The sequence below is a fragment of the Iningainema tapete BLCC-T55 genome (assembly GCF_014698965.1).
GTDB lineage: Bacteria > Cyanobacteriota > Cyanobacteriia > Cyanobacteriales > Nostocaceae > Iningainema > Iningainema tapete.
In genome coordinates, this window is the sequence record NZ_JACXAE010000132.1 from 27,217 (window position 1) to 46,377 (window position 19,161).

The 19,161-nt window shown below is 40.7% G+C and carries 18 protein-coding genes; 6 read left to right on the top strand and 12 right to left on the bottom strand.

Going from position 1 to position 19,161, the window contains the following annotated elements:
• The 6 genes from ICL16_RS43080 to ICL16_RS43105 all read right to left on the bottom strand — a co-directional run.
• Positions 1–3,392: nSTAND1 domain-containing NTPase (locus tag ICL16_RS43080; RefSeq protein ID WP_190838614.1), on the bottom strand; the 3,392-nt coding region annotated here is incomplete at its 3' end.
• Between the two features lie 30 nt (positions 3,393–3,422).
• Entirely contained in the window at positions 3,423–4,478 is a 1,056-nt protein-coding gene (locus tag ICL16_RS43085) for a CHAT domain-containing protein (protein WP_190838616.1), read from the bottom strand.
• Positions 4,479–4,805: 327 nt separating this feature from the next.
• Complete coding sequence (locus ICL16_RS43090; protein ID WP_190838617.1) at positions 4,806–5,213, bottom strand: type II toxin-antitoxin system VapC family toxin; 408 nt, start codon at positions 5,211–5,213, stop codon at positions 4,806–4,808.
• Positions 5,204–5,404: a hypothetical protein gene (locus tag ICL16_RS43095; RefSeq protein ID WP_190838619.1), complete on the bottom strand. Its 201-nt coding sequence runs from the start codon at positions 5,402–5,404 to the stop codon at positions 5,204–5,206. Before ICL16_RS43095 ends, ICL16_RS43090 begins: the two co-directional genes overlap by 10 nt.
• Positions 5,405–5,680: 276 nt before the next feature.
• Entirely contained in the window at positions 5,681–6,055 is a 375-nt protein-coding gene (locus ICL16_RS43100) for a thermonuclease family protein (RefSeq protein ID WP_190838621.1), read from the bottom strand.
• Positions 6,056–6,494: 439 nt separating this feature from the next.
• Entirely contained in the window at positions 6,495–6,686 is a 192-nt protein-coding gene (locus ICL16_RS43105) for a plasmid mobilization protein (RefSeq protein WP_190838623.1), read from the bottom strand.
• A 150-nt stretch (positions 6,687–6,836) separates the two neighbouring features.
• On the opposite strand from ICL16_RS43105, the gene ICL16_RS43110 reads away from it, so the two are divergent.
• A complete protein-coding gene (locus tag ICL16_RS43110) occupies positions 6,837–7,538 on the top strand; it encodes an HNH endonuclease (RefSeq protein ID WP_190838625.1) in 702 nt (233 codons plus the stop codon).
• On the opposite strand, the gene ICL16_RS43115 is transcribed toward ICL16_RS43110, so the two are convergent.
• Entirely contained in the window at positions 7,520–8,104 is a 585-nt protein-coding gene (locus ICL16_RS43115) for a thermonuclease family protein (RefSeq protein WP_190838627.1), read from the bottom strand. The genes ICL16_RS43110 and ICL16_RS43115 overlap by 19 nt on opposite strands.
• Before the next feature lie 85 nt (positions 8,105–8,189).
• Here ICL16_RS43115 and ICL16_RS43120 point away from each other — a divergent pair, with 85 nt between their 5' ends.
• The 3 genes from ICL16_RS43120 (at position 8,190) to ICL16_RS43130 (ending at position 10,917) form a co-directional block, all read left to right on the top strand.
• Entirely contained in the window at positions 8,190–8,825 is a 636-nt protein-coding gene (locus ICL16_RS43120; protein WP_202895991.1) for a hypothetical protein, read from the top strand.
• Between the two features lie 68 nt (positions 8,826–8,893).
• Positions 8,894–10,270, top strand: coding sequence for a hypothetical protein (locus tag ICL16_RS43125; protein WP_190838629.1), 1,377 nt, complete (start codon positions 8,894–8,896; stop codon positions 10,268–10,270).
• A 29-nt stretch (positions 10,271–10,299) separates the two neighbouring features.
• Complete coding sequence (locus ICL16_RS43130; RefSeq protein ID WP_190838631.1) at positions 10,300–10,917, top strand: hypothetical protein; 618 nt, start codon at positions 10,300–10,302, stop codon at positions 10,915–10,917.
• Positions 10,918–11,223: 306 nt separating this feature from the next.
• Here ICL16_RS43130 and ICL16_RS43135 read toward each other — a convergent pair whose 3' ends face one another.
• Both ICL16_RS43135 and ICL16_RS46560 read right to left on the bottom strand, forming a co-directional pair.
• Positions 11,224–11,415: a hypothetical protein gene (locus tag ICL16_RS43135; protein ID WP_190838633.1), complete on the bottom strand. Its 192-nt coding sequence runs from the start codon at positions 11,413–11,415 to the stop codon at positions 11,224–11,226.
• Positions 11,412–11,705 (bottom strand): hypothetical protein, encoded by a 294-nt coding sequence (locus ICL16_RS46560; RefSeq protein WP_238361208.1) that lies wholly within the window; start codon positions 11,703–11,705, stop codon positions 11,412–11,414. The genes ICL16_RS43135 and ICL16_RS46560 overlap by 4 nt, the downstream gene beginning before the upstream one ends.
• 824 nt (positions 11,706–12,529) lie before the next feature.
• On the opposite strand from ICL16_RS46560, the gene ICL16_RS43145 reads away from it, so the two are divergent.
• Together ICL16_RS43145 and ICL16_RS43150 are read left to right on the top strand one after the other, a co-directional pair.
• The gene (locus tag ICL16_RS43145; RefSeq protein ID WP_190838635.1) at positions 12,530–12,937 is read left to right on the top strand and encodes a mannose-binding lectin; all 408 of its coding nucleotides are present in this window, start codon (positions 12,530–12,532) and stop codon (positions 12,935–12,937) included.
• A 700-nt stretch (positions 12,938–13,637) separates the two neighbouring features.
• Positions 13,638–13,874 (top strand): hypothetical protein, encoded by a 237-nt coding sequence (locus ICL16_RS43150; protein ID WP_190838637.1) that lies wholly within the window; start codon positions 13,638–13,640, stop codon positions 13,872–13,874.
• 749 nt (positions 13,875–14,623) lie between these two features.
• Here ICL16_RS43150 and ICL16_RS43155 read toward each other — a convergent pair.
• From ICL16_RS43155 to ICL16_RS43165, 3 genes are all read right to left on the bottom strand, one after another.
• A complete protein-coding gene (locus tag ICL16_RS43155) occupies positions 14,624–14,773 on the bottom strand; it encodes a hypothetical protein (protein ID WP_190838639.1) in 150 nt (49 codons plus the stop codon).
• A 240-nt stretch (positions 14,774–15,013) separates the two neighbouring features.
• Positions 15,014–18,256 carry a leucine-rich repeat domain-containing protein gene (locus ICL16_RS43160; protein ID WP_190838641.1) on the bottom strand — a complete coding sequence of 1,081 codons (3,243 nt, stop codon included), beginning with the start codon at positions 18,254–18,256 and terminating at the stop codon, positions 15,014–15,016.
• Positions 18,257–18,770: 514 nt separating this feature from the next.
• Positions 18,771–19,010 (bottom strand): hypothetical protein, encoded by a 240-nt coding sequence (locus ICL16_RS43165; RefSeq protein ID WP_190838643.1) that lies wholly within the window; start codon positions 19,008–19,010, stop codon positions 18,771–18,773.
• Positions 19,011–19,161: the final 151 nt, after the last annotated feature.

Sequence of the window (19,161 nt, forward strand, 5' to 3'; positions counted from 1 at the left end):
CTAGACATTACGTAACCCTGATGACCTCCTAAGGTAGCGACTTGCTTGCCTTTACTATCCCACAACCGCACTGTGCCATCTGAACCACCACTGACAATTGTCTGTTTATCTATGCTTATTGCTACTGATAATACGGAACCCGAATCACCTCTGAAGGTAGTGACTTGCTTGCTTTTGCTATCCCACAACCGCACTGTACCATCTGAACCACCACTGACAATTGTCTGTTTATCTATGCTTATTGCTACTGAAAATACGGAACCCGAATCACCTCTGAAGGTAGCGACTTGCTTGCCTTTGCTATCCCACAACCGCACTGTGCCATCTTCACCACCACTGACAATTGTCTGCTTATCTGTGCTTATTGCTACCGATCTTACGACACCCTGATGACCTCCGAAGGTAGCGACTTGCTTGCCTTTACTATCCCACAACCGCACTGTGCCATCTTCACCACCGCTGACAATTGTCTGCTTGTCTGTGCTTATTGCTACTGATGATACGGAACCCTGATGACCTCCGAAGGTAGCGACTTGCTTGCCTTTACTATCCCACAACCGTACTGTGCCATCTAAACCACCACTGACAATTGTCTGCTTGTCTGTGCTTATTGCTACTGATGATACGGAACCCAGATCACCTCCGAAGGTAGCGACTTGCTTGCCTTTACTATCCCACAACCGCACTGTGCCATCATCACCACCACTGACAATTGTCTGGCTATCTGTGCTTATTGCTACTAACATTACGTAACCCTGATGACCTCCTAAGGTAGCGACTTGCTTGCCTTTACTATCCCACAACCGCACTGTGCCATCTAAACCACCACTGACAATTGTCTGCCTATCTGTGCTTATTGCTACTGACATTACGTAACCCTGATGACCTCCTAAGGTAGCGACTTGCTTGCCTTTATTATCCCACAACCGCACAGTGCCATCTTCACCACCACTGACAATTGTCTGCTTATCTGTGCTTATTGCTACCGATCTTACGACACCCTGATGACCTCCTAAGGTAGCGACTTGCTTGCCTTTATTATCCCACAACCGCACAGTGCCATCTTCACCACCACTGACAATTGTCTGTTTATCTGTGCTTATTGCTACTGATGATACGCCACCCTGATGATCTCCGAAGGTAGCGACTTGCTTGCCTTTACTATCCCACAACCGCACAGTGCCATCTTCACCACCACTGACAATTGTCTGCTTATCTGTGCTTATTGCTACCGATTTTACGGAACCCTGATGACCTCCGAAGGTAGCGACTTGCTTGCCTTTACTATCCCACAACCGCACTGTGCCATCACCACCACCACTGACAATTGTCTGGCTATTTGTGCTTATTACTACTGATGATACGTAAACCTGATGACCTCCGAAGGTAGCGACTTGCTTGCCTTTACTATCCCACAACAGCACTGTGCTATCTGAACCACCACTGACAATTGTCTGGCTATCTGTGCTTATTGCTACTAACATTACGGAACCCTGATGACCTCGGAAAATATTTTTTTCCCTACTATTTTGAACTGCACTGAATAAGCTGTCTTGTACTGATGGAGGTAGTGATTGATTGGGGAAACTAAACAAAGGTAAACGGCTTTGCCCTACAAGACTAATTGCAGTCACCAAACTTGTTAAGGGATTTGCTGATAACGAACCTTTGGCTATTGAAGCAGCTTGTTCTATCCCCCTTCTTTCTGCACTTTGCCACTGATAAGCTGCAAACCCGGCTATTGTTGTCATGAAAAATAAACTTGTACTTAAAACGCGAATCAAGTTTTGTCGCTGCCGTTTTCGTTCTTCTTCGGCTTTTATAACAGCTTGCTTTCTAGCTTCTTCTGCGTTTACAGAAGCATGAAAAAATTCCACTTGCAGTGGCGTGATATGATCGCTCTTGTGTTCGTAATATTTCTTCAATAAGTCTAAATCAGGAGGACGCCAAAGGTTTCCTTCCGGGCGCTCATTTTCATCCCAAACTGTCGCTGCTTCATCCAAACGGCGTTGAAAGCGAATATCGCTGCGGCTACTGTCTAACCATTCTTTCATCTGCTTCCAGTTGCCAAATAATGCTTCGTGGGTAACTTCAGCCGTTTCTGTTCCTTTTAGGTTAGAGTTGAGGGTGATTAATCGCACGCCAGGATGAGCAAATCTGTCAATCACTTTTTTGACATATTCTGGTTGTTCTTTGTAACTTACCAAACTATCAATATTGGCACGGCGACGGGTGTCACTAGCTCCTTCTCCCAGTTGCACTAATCCCAGAAATACGCGACGGGCAATTTTCTTTTCTGAGTCACTGAGGTTGTCAAAAATGCGTTGCGCTTCATCTGCTAATGCTCCCCCTACACCGCCAATTTGTTCTAGTGTCTTAACAGGTTCAACACCTTTTTTTAGTCCTTCCCAAATGCGAGTTAAGGCAAACTGGAGTAAGGGTAATGCTCCTTCCCGTCCAAGTGTATCCTTAAGTAATAGGGTAACTGTAGCTTCATCCAACGGATGTCCTGCTAATTCTGCTGGTTTAGTAATTGCTAGCCTTAGTTCATCTTCACTCATCGCTGGGACAATTACACCATGTTTGCCAATCACTTGATTTAGCGCTGGATGTCGTTGAGTTTCGCCCAGAAAGTCACTGCGCAAAGTTATAATCACTGATACACAACCAGAACGATCGCCTGCTGCTACAATTAAGTTCTCAATAAATATTTGGCGCTCAGTCGGATCATCGCAAAGTGAGTAAACTTCTTCAAATTGATCTACCAACACTATTAACGGTGATACAGCAATCTCCGGTAGTAAGTTAGCAATGCGCCGCAAGCCATCATAAATAATAGTATCAGTAGTCGTACTGCTATTTTGTTTTAATTCTTCTGCAAACTCCCTAGTTTTAGCCACAGGGATTGGATCGTTAGTTGCCACACGCGCCAGCACTGCAGCTAATGCTTCCACAGGATGAGTACCAGGAACAAGTACAGCCACACGCGCTTGGCTTTTACCTGGTAGAGGTTTTCGTGCTAATTCGGGAATTAAACCTGCACGCGCTAGGGATGATTTACCAGAACCTGATGGTCCTATAATAGGCAATAAGCGCGGCACTTCTTGACTAATGTCTTCATGAAGATCCCGAAACAAATTCCACAACTTTTCAATTTGTTTTTCTCGCCCAAAATAGTACTCGCCATCTTCCTCAAGAAATGCCAGTAGCCCTTTATAAGGATTGGAACCGATTTCTGTTGAGTAAACAGTTGTCTCGGATTGAACCTGAGACTCTCGTTGGTATTGGTAGATAATAACTTTATTTCCAGTTCCGGAAATAACAGCACTACTGATAACATCCTTTTCAATTGTGATGCTGCGATTATCACCTTGAAGCTCACTGTTGCTCATGGATTCTGCCTCACAACTAATTAAAGAGTGTCAAACTGTCAAACCAACGACATTCAGTAGCTTGTACCAATTCTCGCCCAACCAAGCTACTGTCTTAGTTAAATGGGGTTTAAGTTTTTCAATCACACTAACAAACCCCTCAGTCTTTTTGGCATAGTCAAAAGCTCTGTCTAATGCTTTACCCACCTCATTTTTATCTGGCTGTGGTTTGTTTAATTCTTCTTCAGCATCAGCAAAAGCATTATCAATTTTGCGACTATCTGAACTTGACAGCTTTGCCAGTACCTCGCGCAGGGCATTAAGTTCCGTTCGTATATTGACATTTTCTGGTGCGGGTATCACCGCTTGGTAATGTATTTCGGTAACATTGCTATCACCCGTTGTCATTGCACTACCAGTGACACTGCCGCCAACAGAAATTGAGCGGTTTTGTCCGCCCCTGTTATCTTTAGTGATATCATCATCTCTATCTAAAGATTTCATCGGCAATGTCTGTGCTGAATTTTTTTGTTGTTCTGTCTGAGAAAAACGCCGTCTAATTTTGATGACGGGGGTTAAAGACTCTGGAATTCCTTCCAAATCCATAGAAGCACAGCCAATTTCAAAACAATCCGAGTAAGAGCCACCAGCACCCAAAACATCATAAAAGCCAACAGCAAACTCAATTGCCGCCCTATCCCCAATCGCTTGATTCATTCCCACCACACAATCAATATGTTGGTGAATTGCCACCGCTTGAACTTCGCTATAGCAGGCATTGAGTACAACGCACTCAACTTGCTCTTGAAACGACTTAAATAGCCTTGCCAAAGATTCTGTACTCACCAGTTGTGTTTGCCCAGAATTATTCTCCAAAGCTAAGCCATTACTTCCCGAGCCATGCCCGCAAAAGTGAACAATCGTCGGCTGATAATCCAAGAGCGCCCGACGCAAATCCTCAACCCGTATTGCTAGTTGAATGACGATTTCAAAAACAGAGCGGTTGTTTGCTCGTTTCAGTGCCGCCTGAATTTCTCGCACCTCTTCATCTAGGCGTAACTCATTTGTGTCCTTGGGATTTGCGCAAAGGACTAGGATTTTTTTCACAATACTATTAATATATGTTTACATGTACTGATACAGATTTAAAATACCATTTTCTGAAATATTGGAAAAAGATTCTGCCCAGTAACGCAAGCTACCTCATCCATTAAAAATCACCAATGCGGAAAAATAGCGACGCACTCCGCACACTACTCAAAGAGCAATTACCTTCACAGTCGCTATCGGCTACGGCAACCTGACCACCATCTATTCATGAGGATCTATCAGTCGTTTAACCATTCTTATCCGATTTTTGACAACCGTCATCTAAAGCGGTAGAGTGGCGATCGCCCCCACAATTGCGATAAGCTACGGCAGCCGGATAGTTCCTTACAAAAAGAAGGAATTGGCAATTACCTGAATTAGTCCAGTTTGGAAAGCTGCGTCGTAGGTGATAACAGGCAAGTTTTCGAGTTCAGCCTGAGCCATGATCATACGATCAAAAGGATCTCGATGAGCAATTGGTAAGCTCCCTGCTCTAAGCGCATGAGCTGTGGTGATAGCAAGTTCGTTAAATTTAGCCTCATGCAATATCTGTGAATATTGCTCAACGAGTTGTTTGGCTTCGGGTAATTTACCGATGCGGTATTTAGTAGCAATTTCCCAAGCTGAAGCACTGCTGACAAAAATGCGATAAGCTGGGTTGCGAATAATGTCTCGGCAATCAGTGTGGAGTTTTGGATCGTCAAAGAGCCACCATAGAAAAATATGGGTATCGATGAGATAACTCATTCCCATCGCTGGAGTTCCTCTTCTGGTAGTGGTTCAAAGAAAGCATCACTGAGTTGTCCTTTCAATAAACCAGGGGTGCGGGGTTGTGTACGTTCTTGATTTAAACCTAGTCGAAAATAGTGAATTAGGTCATAAAGTTCTGCAAGTTTGTCTTCAGGGATGTCTTGCAGTTCTTGTACAATCTTTTGGATCAGCATAAGTCAAACTTCAGCAGTTGTTAACCAATAAATTCAGCACAGGTTTCAGCTTCGTTCATTATGCCTCATTCTCTTTGAGCCGTGCGAGAAATATAATCACCATTACTAGCGTAAGCACAAGGGGCATTGCTGTAAGCGATCGCTTTGGCACTATGCTTGTATTTTGTCATCTAAAGCGGCTTTAGTGGCGATCGCCTCCACAATTACTTACTCATGTATCACCTACGGCAGCCCGATAGTTCCTTACACTGCTGATATTACCAGTTGCTCAACCCCCTAGTCCGATTTTTCTCTTAAGCGCTTCCTGTAATCCCAAGGCTTTTCCAGCCCTGCGTTAGCCCACACCCCCAATCGCTTTTGCTGTGCTAATGCCTCAGCGTTTTCAAAGGCGATATTGTTTGGGCATTTTCCACTGTACGCTCGATATAAGTAAGCGTACCCGGTACTTAACTGTTCTTCATTAAGAGATTTTTCTCCCCCTTTAAGCATTGTAAAGACTTCAGCAACTTGGCGATTGTAGCGATCGCTCCCCACCCACTTTTTCCTAATCTTCCTACTCAACCTCATCACAACATCTTGCGGCAGTGGATCTGGTATATCATCAGAGGGGAGGGACTTGAAAAATGCCGTCACCTGGTCTTGGTTTTCCATGCCAGATTTCCACGCTATGACTATCCGCCGTGCTATACCATCAGCATCCTCACGTTTGTAATGTGCTGTTAAACAACCAATATCAGTCCCATAAAACGATATTCAAGTTTGCCACCGTTGAGTTACTGGGTGCTGTACTATACCACACACAATTTCACTATTACTCAGTAGTATTGCTTCAGACTACTGTTTCTTATTAAACCACTTCATTAATTTTATCGCAAGTGTGCTTGTCAAAGATAGCTTGGTAGTTCGTGCTTACGCTACCTTAAGCCGTCATGCGGTAACTGTTTCCAAGGTGAAACATGTGTGTGCCACACAGCCGCCTTGCCTATGTGTTTGGGTTTTCTGTTGGGAATTGGCAATCGCCTTGTCATAAAGCATCGCTCCTCCCCCACACTCCTACTCTATTGATTCGCACCTGGTATAGATACCTTTTCTACTGCTGTGTGGGCTGCAAAGTGCCTCTGGCTAATTGCTCCAAATACTCGCTTAAACTTAGCCCTAAAGCCTTAGCTTTTTCATCTAAGAGATGACGTGCTTCCTCAGTAAGCATAATATTAAATCGCTTCTTAGGGGTGTTGTACAGATCCCCTATGCCACGGATACTTTTCTGTCCTTTTTTAGGCATAATCCTAAGTAGTATATACAAGCTAACTTTACAAATAATTATACTTTAGCTTATACACATTACTAAAAAATACTGGTATATTAAATTTAAGCGATCGCAACTGATTGGACCCAGAGAGCGATCGCTTGTCAACTCCAAATAGAGGTCAACATGAATATTATATTCAATCCAGAAAAACATTTTCTGGGTAATCTCTGCCGTCATAACCATAATTGGGAAAATACGGGTAAGAGCTTAAGAATTCGTATAAAGTCTGGTAGCAACAGATGCGCTGTATGTGCTGATTTGCATAATCGAAGAAATAAGGGAAATAAAGAACATTCCAAAAAGCAATATGCTGCATACGGAAAACCTTGGTACGAAAAAAATCGTGAGAGATTAAGAGAAGATCGTAAAGTTTACCGAGAACAAACTAAGGAAAAAACAAAAGAAAGAGGAAAACGATACCGTGAAGAAAATCACGAAGCTATTCTAGAATCAGCTAAGGATTACTATTACCGCAACAAAATTAAATTCTTCATTAAAGCAAATAATCGAAGGATAAGAAAAGCTAGCTGTCATGCCTATCCCTACCAAAAAACCGAAGCTTTAGCAAGATTTGAAAACTCCTGCGCTTACTGTGGTTGTAAGGAAAAGCTTACCATTGACCATTTTATACCTATTACTAAAGGTGGACCAGATTGCTTAGGAAATATTGTTCCTGCTTGTATTCGCTGTAATACTAGTAAGTTAAATCACGATCCACTTCAATGGTACAAATCACAACCATTTTACAGTAAGCAACGCTGGCAAAAGATTTTAAAAGAGCTTGGGAAGACTGACGCTAATTATACTCAACTTCCCCTATTCTGATATTTCTTTCTAAATTCCCACGGGGATATGGAGCTTGAATCACTCCATATCCCTATTTTTTGTACCTTAGCTTGTTCCTCAGCTTGCTTTATAGCTTGAGCGCTAGGGCATTTTGAAAGGTATCTGGTATGAGTTCTGGCAAGCCCCTTCGTAACCAAAAGCTCATTAACGAGCTGCTTCTCACCTGTACTAGAGTTAATCCAAATTTCACTGACTTTCCGGTTGTACCTATCGCTTTCGATAATTTTCAGGTTAACCTTGTCACCAGATTGGTTAAAGAGTTCTTGAAGATAGTCCTTGGCTTGCTCCGCATAAACTGATTGTGAAGGTTTACCTGGTTTCGCCGTTTCGTCAGCATCAATGCAGGCTAGACGGACTTTTATCTTATTGTCTCCAGCGTCGCGCACTGTCAGTGTATCTCCATCGCTTACTTTAACTACCGTCCATTCTGGTAGTGTTTCGCTTTTTCCTAAAAGTTTGTCGCCATTGTTACATCCAATTAAAGTATTTATAGTTATTAATCCTACCACAAGTAGACAATAATTATTGATTTTAATCAAAGCCATATACGTATTTACGACAATTTAAAAAGTGATAATTCTTTCTAAGATGGATTCAGTCATATAAGTGTGTCAAGAGTGCGTCAAAGTTATGAAGATTAAACCTATTGTTTCTCTTTTATTAGTTAGCGCTGGTATCTGTTCCTCAGTAGCTCCAGCAAGCGCGATCAAATACAATAACAACAGTGTATATAAAGCTACGGATAACGGAAACACAGTAGTTGTTTTCTCAGCTTCCGCTGGAAGCAAGATTCAGGTAAACTTAGGAACACAAAGTAAGCCAACCGCCAAAATAGTTGGTGCTTGTGGTGAGCTGAAAATATCAGTACCTTCTACTGGCTCGTTTGAAGGTTTGAAAGTTGATGGCACTGCTGTAGACGCGAGTACACTTCCTACACAAACTTTGCCCTCATGCGTGAGTGGGAGCTTTGCGGAGCCTCGCCCTAACAATTTCAAAACCCCAAGTGGGCAAGTGATTATTGTAGGTAAGACAGCAAACACCGCTGCATCTATTGAATTACCACAAGCTTCAACTAAATCAATATCAGTAAACGCCTGCGGTTTTGGGGTACTAAAAGCATCATCAGGGCAAATGCTGCCAGCAACGTTTAAAGTTGACGCAACAGAGTACACAGTAGCGTCACTTCCAGACGCTACGGTAGCACCTTACTGCCGGACTATACAAGGTGTTTCCAGTGGGTATGTACCTGCGGCTTGGAATCCTTAATATTTCTTAATATTTGATTTAACGCGGCGGTTATGGTGGTAGCCGCCGTTTCTTTTATATAAACTTTTATGAAGAAGATTACGTTGACGAAAGTCTTGCCGACAGGCATCGCACTCACTGTACTTGCATCATTAATACCTACATCTGCATTTGCTCAGATTGGCTACCGCAGCGATGGATACTTTTATATTAGAGGGCTTGAGGCGAATAAGCCTTACCAAGTGGATTTGAGTGGAATGCCACTCATTAAACCACTAATGTCAAATAAATGCGGGATTCTACAATTCAAGCCTTCAAAGGATTTCAAGACGGGGGATAAAGTTGAAATCCGCGACGAAAAGGCAGGGAAAGTCTACGGTTTTACCTTTGGAAGTTTACCTAAGAAGGAAAGCCTAGAGTGCAAAGGTGAAGTAGTTACAACTAAAGAAATTTGGCTAACTCCCACTAAGTTTGTAGCGATATCAGGAGTGACGCCTAGCAGTGCGCAGACAGTTAAACTGCTATCTAATAATCAAGTTAAAAACATTAGATCCAATGGATGCGCATTTTTAAGCATTAAACTAGGTGAGGAGATACCAGCAGCATTTATCAGTAATGGACTAGCTTACCCTACAAACGTGCAGCCAGGAAAAGGAATAGCTTGCCGGAAGAATGTGCTATACGTTTCTTACCCAACGCCAGTGGTGATAAACCCAATACCTGAAAGTACTTGGGAGGAGCAAAAGCCTGCTGTTAATTTCTCCAGCGGTGCTGAGATTGCTAGTTTTAACGGTAATTCAACTTCATGGGATAGCGGCTCTGGTAGTGGCTCTGGTAGTGGCTCTGGTAACGGTACTGGTAGTGGCTCTGGTAGTGGCGGGGGTACTGGCACTGGTAATGGCACTGGTAGCGGTACTGGTAGTGGCACTGGGAGTGGCTCTGGTAGCAGTAGTGGAGGTACTGGCACTGGGAGTGGCTCTGGAAGTGGCACAGGTAGCGGCTCTGGGAGTGGCACAGGCAGTGGTAGCGGCTCTGGGAGTGGCTCTGGGAGTGGCTCTGGAAGTGGCACGGGTAGTGGTAGCGGCTCTGGGAGTGGCACGGGTAGCGGCTCTGGGAGTGGCGGAAATACAGGAGGAGGCACCGGCTCAGGAAGCAGTTCTTCGCCGCAACCGCCATCAGGGCAAAAGTTTTGCAAGATTGGCAACTCTCAACTTTTAGTTACTGGGTTAGCACCAAATAAAAAACATTACGCTGCTACGCCAGAAGATGATATTTACTCTGAAACTAATCCCAGCAGTGACGGATACGCAGTATTTTCTAATATTGATTACAACGATAAGTGGGAAGGTGATAGCGCACAGATTGAAATTGGAACAATTAACCCTAATAAACCAGAGTGGGAGAATCGAGAGCCACTTGGAGCGCAATACGTTAAAAAATTAAACACTATTCAACCCTGTCAATAAAGTAAGCGATCGCACACCTTTATAATCTGATGAAATTCTTACCTTTTCTAACATTATACGCCGTTGCTAATTTGATAGCTCCTGCATATGCTATTCCTTATAAAGGAGCTTTAATTTATAGAGCAGTTGATAAAAACGATAAGGAAATTGTGATTTTTAGCGGTGAGCCAGACGGCTCGATTACTGTAAAAGCAGGAACTGTAAAGCAGCCCTATGCTGGCATAGCTAATAGATGCGGGATGGTGAGGATTCCTGATAGGTTTAAAAATATAATGTCAATTAAAGTTGGCATTACCACAACAGATACAACCAACTTAACAGTAATGAATATGCCTCATTGCCATAAAGTAACTGGCAAGATGACGCCAACAATAATGGAAACTTTTCGCTTACCTTCGGGGACAGTAGTTAATGTGGGCAATGAGCCTGAAAATCCGGTGACGGTTGAAGTTACCAAGTTTGTAACAAGAACACTTAAAATGAATGCTTGCGGATTTGCAGTGCTTAGAAGTGAGAAGGATAAGGAACCTTTTTACATGATTAGGGTTGAAGAGACTAATTACGAAATATTTCAATTACCCAATGCTAATAAAGCACCAAAGTGTTTTGACGGGGAAGGGTATTTACCAAATTCTTGGAATAATTAATGGCTTGGATAAAATATTAGTCCGATATGGGGTTTGGGGTATGCGATCGCCTACAATAGTCACGATTGCGATTATTTTCGTTACTTACGCCCTTCGGGCGCGGCTACCCACTAGGCACGTTACCATTCTGGAATTATAGCTTGGATAACATGTTAATCCGATGTAGAGCTTGAGGAACTAAGGGAGAAAAAAGTTTTTATACATTCCTAAAAACCTTAACGCGACTGTGCCTGTTTACTTTCATCGCTAAAACAAAAACTGCTGTAACCTAGTTACACCAGTTTAAGAAAATTTTAGCTCCTAAAATTAAGCAGCTTGTTGTCTTTTTAACTCTTGTATCAGCACTTGACAGCGTTTCATAGCAACTCTAGCTTGTTGTCTGTACTGTTTGGCTTGCTCTCTATCCGTCAAACATAGTTCTGTTGCTTTGTGCATTAATTCAACTGCTTGCCTACTAAGTTCTTTAGCACGAGTTCTTATCTCTTCAACGGTTTTCATCCATCCTCCAATTCTGAAATCACAAATTCTAAATTTTCAGTTTCTTGATAAAGTCTATCTGCTCTACTCTCAAGTAAGCTAGCATCCTCAAGATCATTTTTTTCTAAAGCTTTTTCTGACGCTGAGTATAAATTCTCTATGATTCGGTGTAATTGTGCGTAAGTGTAATGAACTGCAAACAGAAACGCTTCAAACCGCAAACAAGCCGATTGTGAAACCACATTAACTGCAAATAAGAGGGGTCTCAAAACCACATTAAGTGCAGATGAAACCACATTAGGTGCAACCAAACCACATTAGGTGCAAATAAGCTATAATGCCGAACAGCCGGGAGTTACGGCATTTTCGTCTCGGAAACTGTCCAAATTATACGATCAAATTAGCCAAACACTTATGCCCGAATGTTGTGGTTTAATCTAGACGCTATCCGTCCAATTTAATTATAAATTAGGTTTTTGGGAGCAAGTATCACTAACCCGTTTCTTTCGCTTAGTAAAGATTCTTAAGTTTAAGACTGGAGTAATGGTGAATTTTTTTAATTTGGACAGTTTCATCCCAAAAGTACCAAAAAAGCTAAAATCTTTACTGAATAAAGATTACAGCCTATTTGCAGTTAATGTGGTTTTGTTGCAAATAATGTGGTTTCATTTGCACCTAATGTGGTTTTGAGACCCCTCTTATTTGCAGTTAATGTGGTTTCAAAAATGCCTTGTTTGCAGTTTTGACGATTTATGTTTGCAGTTTCTTACACTTATCTATCGGATTTTCCCAACTCGTAATTCGCTCATGTCTTAGTGGTAATGCCCAACTCCCTTCAGCTTACAGAAAAACTCTCGAAGATTTTTATCTATTGCAAAATTCAGAGAAACAAGCTATGCCATAAAACCTAAAGAGAGCGCCGGGATATTCCCGGTGTTTTTTTTTATGTGCTTTTACTGCGCCTCCCTCCAGCGAAACAAAATCCACGAGAATGAGAACAGTTTTCATTTTAATGACGTATCAAAGTATTTCACTCCTGTAAACTGCATAAGTTAATTTTGCTGGCATCTAATAAGAGGTAGGAGTTCAGCCCTGCTGAATTTCAAAAAAAAACAACATACAAAGGTATTTCACCATGTTAAGAAAGTTTCCGCTCGCTCTAAAAAGTATTTGCATTTTGGCTTTTTTGCTTCTAGCTGCTTTTCTTATCACCCCTGATGCTGCTCTAGCAGGTGGTTTCAAGCGCACTTGTGAGGGGATTAGAGTAACTGGCGCTTTATTGCAGGCGCGGTGCGCGAGGGCAAACGGTGAGAAGGTTTCTGCCCAATTGAATCTTTCAGACGGTATTGCCAACCGCGATGGCAGGCTAGCATGGTCACTTGGTGGCGGGGGCTTTGAGCGTACTTGCCGCTCCATTAAATACCCTGTGCTCGGGCTGCTGGGAGCAGTCTGCGGCGATGGTCGCGGAGGTGAATCTTCCACTGCTATCAATATCGATGAAAAAATTAGTAATCAAAATGGTGTTTTGGCATTTGATCGTTGATACCCCAACTTGATTTGGTAAGGCACCGACCCATTGAGCCTTGGTACAGCGTCGTTTTTCCGGCTCTCCAAGGCTCAATATTCAAAGTCTTGCGCTGCCCGTGGCTTGAACCTCGGTCTAATGCTATTCCATCACTCTGGCTAAATAATAATATGTTTCCTCAGTACCTTTCGAGCAAGTATCAGTAAGTCTTGCCTAAAACTTTTTTCAATCAATGTTTTCAGTATTTTAACTTATTAAAAAGTAAAAATAAGCACAAAAAACTTCATGAATAACGAGTATCAGAAGCGTGATACAGTAATTGCTGATATGTACTGAATAACCAAAAATATCTGAAACTCTGTTTTATCCAGAGTCAGAAGCTACATAGCCACGAAATAAATTCGTATAATTTATTAATTCTAAAAATCCTTCTGTGAGAGCGGGAATATCAAAAACTTTTAGCCAAGGTCTGATGATATTAAAAAACACTTCACGATGTTGAGGGAAAAAGAAAAACATGTTAAAGTACCCACGCTTGAAAACGTGGGATTGAAGCTTGGACGCCGTTTTTCTATGCGCTGCGCCAGAACGAAAAACATCTTTTTTTTAAGTGGGCAGCACGAACACAACGCTCATTTTTAAATTGTATTTCAAACTTCTTCCTCCAACATGTTTTTCTTCTTCCTTCTTTGTAAGCATGGTCATAAGTTTAAGCTCAATGACCCGGAAACTTGGCGCCTTGGCAACTGAAACTCTAGAAGTCGAAGACCCGAAAGTTGGTCGAGTTAAAGTAATGCTAGGATGTGGGTTTCATTTCCTTCAATCCCCAAACCGGGCAATGGAAATCATTCGCGTCGAGGTGATCCAACCAGTCGGACGCAATCGTAAGTTCCAACCCTTATGTGTAAGAAACTGCAAACATAAATCGTCAAAACTGCAAACAAGGCATTTTTGAAACCACATTAACTGCAAATAAGAGGGGTCTCAAAACCACATTAGGTGCAAATGAAACCACATTATTTGCAACAAAACCACATTAACTGCAAATAGGCTGTAATCTTTATCCAGTAAAGATTTTAGCTTTTTTGGTACTTTTGGGATGAAACTGTCCAAATTAAAAAAATTCACCATTACTCCAGTCTTAAACTTAAGAATCTTTACTAAGCGAAAGAAACGGGTTAGTGGTACTTGCTCCCAAAAACCTAATTTATAATTAAATTGGACGGATAGCGTCTAGATTAAACCACAACATTCGGGCATAAGTGTTTGGCTAATTTGATCGTATAATTTGGACAGCTTCAGGCAAGAAAATGCCGTAACTCCTGGCTGTTCGGCATTACAGCTTATTTGCACCTAATGTGGTTTGGTTGCACCTAATGTGGTTTCATCTGCACTTAATGTGGTTTTAAGACCCCTCTTATTTGCAGTTAATGTGGTTTCAATTTTGGCTTGTTTGCGGTTTGAAGCGTTCTTGTTTGCAGTTCGCTACACGTAAGCTTCCAGTAATGCATCAAGTGTCGTTTGTTTCAACTTGGTACTACCTCACATTGTAAAAATTGTTCCCATTAGGAAAATACCCCAGTGGGGTTCATTAGAGTTTACTGATTGAGGTACTTCATCCCTAAGATATTGTCGGAAAACTTTTACAGTATGTTTTTAGTACTAATGTAATAATTCTTAACTCAGTTATCTGCTCTAATGCCACTAATACCCTAACTTGGATAACAATATTAACCCAATGTAAGTGAGGATGCGATCGCACTCCCTTGCCTGCCCTAAGAGCGATCGCCTACAATATTCACGGTTGCAGTTGTTCGAGGATGCGCTTCCCATCGGGCGCGGCAACCCGTCCATGAGTTTCTTACTATCTTAGAATTGCGAATTGGATAACCAAGTAATCCGATGTAGGACTTGGTGCAGGCGATCGCCTACAATATTCACAGTTACGATTATTCAAGATTACCCTTCCCATCGCACACGGCAACCCGCTAGGTAGTTACTACTGTGAAATTGCCGCTCGTGTAACGTGTTAGTCCGATATTCAAGCATACTGGTATTGGTTGTAGTGTAGGCGATCGCAAGTTCACTATCAACCTAAACATCCTCGGTTTTTTGCCAGTCTTCCAAAGCGCCAATCACAAAGCTAGCAGCGGGATGATTCAGCAGTTGTGCTAAAGCTTGAATGCCACCTGATTTTAGCGCACTGAGTATCCGTGATTTTATAGTAGGATCGCTTTCGATATGTTTGATTGCTTCAGTTGCGATCGCCATTTTTCCAGTAGTAGTATTGCTAGGATAAGATTGTTCTAGTTGTGTAAGTAATTCCTGAATTTGCGCTGCTGCTTCAGCTAGGTTTTGGTTTGAAGAATTATCATAAAGAGTGCCGCCTGTTTGGGTTCCTCCAGTACCAGCGAAACCACCACCGAATTTAGGTTGGTTTAAGTTGTAAGTAGTGTCTGATTTATCTGACATAGTATCTCCTTGACTATTATATGTTTCTGCACAAATACTGGGGCGTTGTATCGCCGTTACAACCATATTCTCTAAACTACGAATTCTGTCATCTTTTTCTGCTAATAATGGTTTTTCTCGTATATTTTCAGGTTTTTCTTGTATATTATAACTATCATACACAGTATCATCAATTAATTCAGAAATTTTTACTTCATTATAATCTGGTTCTTTGCCACATTCAATTGTAGCTTGATTACCTTTGTGATAATATTTTCGTTTTAACAGATTATATTCATAAAAATGAGGTGATTCACTCTCATAACAGAGTGGACAATTACAGGGAATTAATTTTTCATATTTTAATTTTTTATATGAACTGTGAATTTTATCAAGTTCGTAAATGACATTTGTCATCAAATCACGCTTGTATTTACCTGTAACTCTAATTTGAATTTCACGTTTACCATAATATTCGATTACTTCTGCTTTTGTATCATCTTTGCTAAGAATTACCCCTGTCTTCCAAACCTCTTTTTGTTGGTGAATTAGTCGATGCATGACAACAATAAACTGGGTAATAATACCCTTAGGCATAAATGTATACGTATATCGCAGGATTAAATTACCCTTTCCATCCCAGTTGTACTCAGGTTGATTGTTACTTAGTAATTGCGGAGCAACATAATTTCCTAAATTATCAGGAATTTCATAAGCAAGACGAAATTTACACATTAAACGCAACAATTCGTCATGCATGAGCATATATTCTTCTTCACACCAAATATCCTGTAAATCTGATTTTGTGAATCTACCTAAATTGCTGGCTACCTTGTCGCTATCCAGCAGTTTATAGACAGCAGTTGTACCCCATTTTGGTTTAAGGATGACTGTTTTCTTTAATAACGCATCATCTTGAAAGTGTAAAAAGACTCCTAAATCATGAAGATAACCGCTAAGTTGTAATTTATCCTTGTGCTGCTTAAACCCATGTTGTTCACAAACTTTAATATATTCATCCAAACTAATATAGTTTCGGGAATCTTGCTCAAGTGCTTCACGTACTTTAACCCATGTTTTTGGTAATGCAGAACCAACATGGGGTAGTGACTGAATATAATATTTAATTGACTTAAGAATGTCATTGTAACCTCGGTTATCTTTTAAATTTGTACGAACAGTTTCTTTTAAATTACTAAATTGTCCTCGAAGTTGATTTTCATTAATCTCACGGCGACGATCCTGTTTTTCGTTTTCAATAATTATTAGTGGGCTATCTTCTGCCAATAACTCAACTGTATTTAACCAGTAATAGAAATCAGTGTCTTCTTTACGAGTATCCGCAACCAAGAGATATAAAGAACGTTTCGTTAGGAAAAACTGATGTGTTGTATGATAAATTTCTTGTCCACCAAAATCCCAGATACTAACACGGAAATCTTTGCTATTCTCAATGGGAAAACTCCATTTAGTAACTTCAATTCCCTTAGTAGTATCTTCTTCTTGGAGTTGATAATCTTGATTGTCAATTTTTTTAGCTAAAGTTGTTTTACCTGCACCGCCTTCACCAATAATTAGTAGTTTGGCTTCGTAAAGATAATCTAAACCTTCCTCTGCAATTTGTTGAAAATATTCACGGATGGCAATAATACCTTTCTCGGCAATTTCTAGAGGTGGTTTTTCTAAAGGATTACCGCTTAAATAGAGTGTGGTTAAATTGGTGAGTCTGGTAAGAGATTCCGGTACTGTTGTCAGTTGATTACGGCTTAAATAGAGTGTGGTTAAATTGGTGAGTCTGGTAAGAGTTTCCGGTACTGTTGTCAGTTGATTCTCGCTTAAATTGAGTTCGGTTAAATTGGTGAGTCTGGTAAGAGTTTCCGGTACTGTTGTCAGTTGATTCTCGCTTAAATAGAGTGTGGTTAAATTGGTGAGTCTGGTAAGAGATTCCGGTACTGTTGTCAGTTGATTACGGCTTAAATAGAGTGTGGTTAAATTGGTGAGTCTGGTAAGAGTTTCCGGTACTGTTGTCAGTTGATTCTCGCTTAAATTGAGTTCGGTTAAATTGGTGAGTCTGGTAAGAGTTTCCGGTACTGTTGTCAGTTGATTACGGCTTAAATCGAGATGGGTTAAATTGGTGAGTCTGGTAAGAGATTCCGGTACTGTTGTCAGTTGATTACCGCTTAAATAGAGTTTGGTTAAATTGGTAAGAGATTCCGGTACTGTTGTCAGTTGATTATAGCTTAAATCGAGTTCGGTTAAATTGGTGAGACTGGTAAGAGATTCCGGTAATGTTGTCAGTTGATTATAGCTTAAATCGAGTTCGGTTAAATTGGTGAGACTGGTAAGAGATTCCGGTAATGTTGTCAGTTTATTCCAGCTTAAATCGAGTTCGGTTAAATTGGTGAGACTGGTAAGAGATTCTGGTACTGTTGTCAGTTTATTATTGCTTAAATCGAGTTGGGTTAAATTGGTGAGTCTGGTAACAGATTGCGGTACTATTGTCAGTTTATTATAGCTTAAATCGAGTACGGTTAAATTGGTGAGTGAGAAAATAAAATTTGGTAATTCGTTAGTTACTCCGAATCTACTTAAATCAACTTTTAATTCCGGTAGTTGATTTAACCAATCAGGAACTGGTTTGTTGTCTTCCCAGCGAAACCCAAATAATTTAAGTTTAGGAAATTTTGATAATAAATTTGGTAATTCTGTAATATTGTTACCACTTAAATCTAATTCTTCTAACCATTTTAATTCAAATATTTCCGGAGGTATTTTGTTTAACTTTATATCCCCTGTAAAATAATACCAAGTTAAATCTAATTTTTTAAGCTGTTTTTCTTTGACTTCACGAATTTTTTCAATTACCCATCGTGGTGTATTTGTCATACTGATATTTCCTTATTAATGAAAAAATCTTAGTTATGTTATAAACTTGTCTTTTTCCTCTAAATTAGTTAACTAAACTCATATCAGTAAACAAATAATCTAATAACTAAATTATGCATAAACTTTGGCTTATAACAATAAATTATCTTCCAAGCTAACCACTTGATTCTTCTTCTCAATCTTAAATGCCTCTACTCAGTTTCACACCATAGCCACCTAAGGTTAGTCTTCTTACAGACAAAATTTTCTACCTCATTTAGTTCAAATTATCGAAACACTCATGTTAAGTTAATTCTACATGCTAAATTTATTACTACTTATAAAATAAATTTATAAGTTATTAGCTTTTGTAGCACTGACAGTACTCTGGCGTTGCTGATTTAAGGTATAAATCTAAGTGTAGAAACGCAACGTCAGTTGTCTACGATGGGAAACCCACTTGCAGCACTGGCTCAAATGAACACGTTTCGACAAAATGTATGTGTATCGCTCTTGACAAAAATAGTATAAAAAGTTACGGTGAGTGAGCGATCGCCTTCACATCGCACACGACAACCCGATAGTTAGTTACTATCCTAGAATTGAGGCTTGGATAACATATTAATCCGATATATAGCAATCCTAAATGATTTACAAACAATTCTCTGTTTCCTCTTCCTTCGCGCCCTTCGCGTCTTCGCGGTTCCCAAAAAAATCCTGTTAGTAACTCAAATAGGAATGCTATAGTGAGGATGCGATCGCCTACAATATTCACAGTTGCGGTTATTCGGAATTACCCTTCACATCGCACACGACAACCCGATAGTTAGTTATACCATTTCTCCAAAAGCTGGCTACACACGATCCCTTCATGCCCCCCCTTAATAAGGGGGGGTTGGGGGGGGTGGGGATTGGGGGGTAAAGAT

Bases quoted from the DNA above. Each gene is read 5' to 3' on its own strand.
- ICL16_RS43090 (WP_190838617.1), bottom strand. From the start codon at position 5,213: ATGGGAATGAGTTATCTCATCGATACCCATATTTTTCTATGGTGGCTC.
- ICL16_RS43145 (WP_190838635.1), top strand. From the start codon at position 12,530: ATGTTAAGAAAGTTTCCGCTCGCTCTAAAAAGTATTTGCATTTTGGCT.
- ICL16_RS43125 (WP_190838629.1), top strand. From the start codon at position 8,894: ATGAAGAAGATTACGTTGACGAAAGTCTTGCCGACAGGCATCGCACTC.
- ICL16_RS43135 (WP_190838633.1), bottom strand. From the start codon at position 11,415: ATGAAAACCGTTGAAGAGATAAGAACTCGTGCTAAAGAACTTAGTAGG.
- ICL16_RS43095 (WP_190838619.1), bottom strand. From the start codon at position 5,404: ATGCTGATCCAAAAGATTGTACAAGAACTGCAAGACATCCCTGAAGAC.
- ICL16_RS43160 (WP_190838641.1), bottom strand. From the start codon at position 18,256: ATGACAAATACACCACGATGGGTAATTGAAAAAATTCGTGAAGTCAAA.
- ICL16_RS43110 (WP_190838625.1), top strand. From the start codon at position 6,837: ATGAATATTATATTCAATCCAGAAAAACATTTTCTGGGTAATCTCTGC.
- ICL16_RS43120 (WP_202895991.1), top strand. From the start codon at position 8,190: ATGAAGATTAAACCTATTGTTTCTCTTTTATTAGTTAGCGCTGGTATC.
- ICL16_RS43150 (WP_190838637.1), top strand. From the start codon at position 13,638: ATGACCCGGAAACTTGGCGCCTTGGCAACTGAAACTCTAGAAGTCGAA.
- ICL16_RS43130 (WP_190838631.1), top strand. From the start codon at position 10,300: ATGAAATTCTTACCTTTTCTAACATTATACGCCGTTGCTAATTTGATA.
- ICL16_RS43115 (WP_190838627.1), bottom strand. From the start codon at position 8,104: ATGGCTTTGATTAAAATCAATAATTATTGTCTACTTGTGGTAGGATTA.
- ICL16_RS43105 (WP_190838623.1), bottom strand. From the start codon at position 6,686: ATGCCTAAAAAAGGACAGAAAAGTATCCGTGGCATAGGGGATCTGTAC.
- ICL16_RS43100 (WP_190838621.1), bottom strand. From the start codon at position 6,055: ATGGAAAACCAAGACCAGGTGACGGCATTTTTCAAGTCCCTCCCCTCT.
- ICL16_RS43155 (WP_190838639.1), bottom strand. From the start codon at position 14,773: ATGGACGGGTTGCCGCGCCCGATGGGAAGCGCATCCTCGAACAACTGC.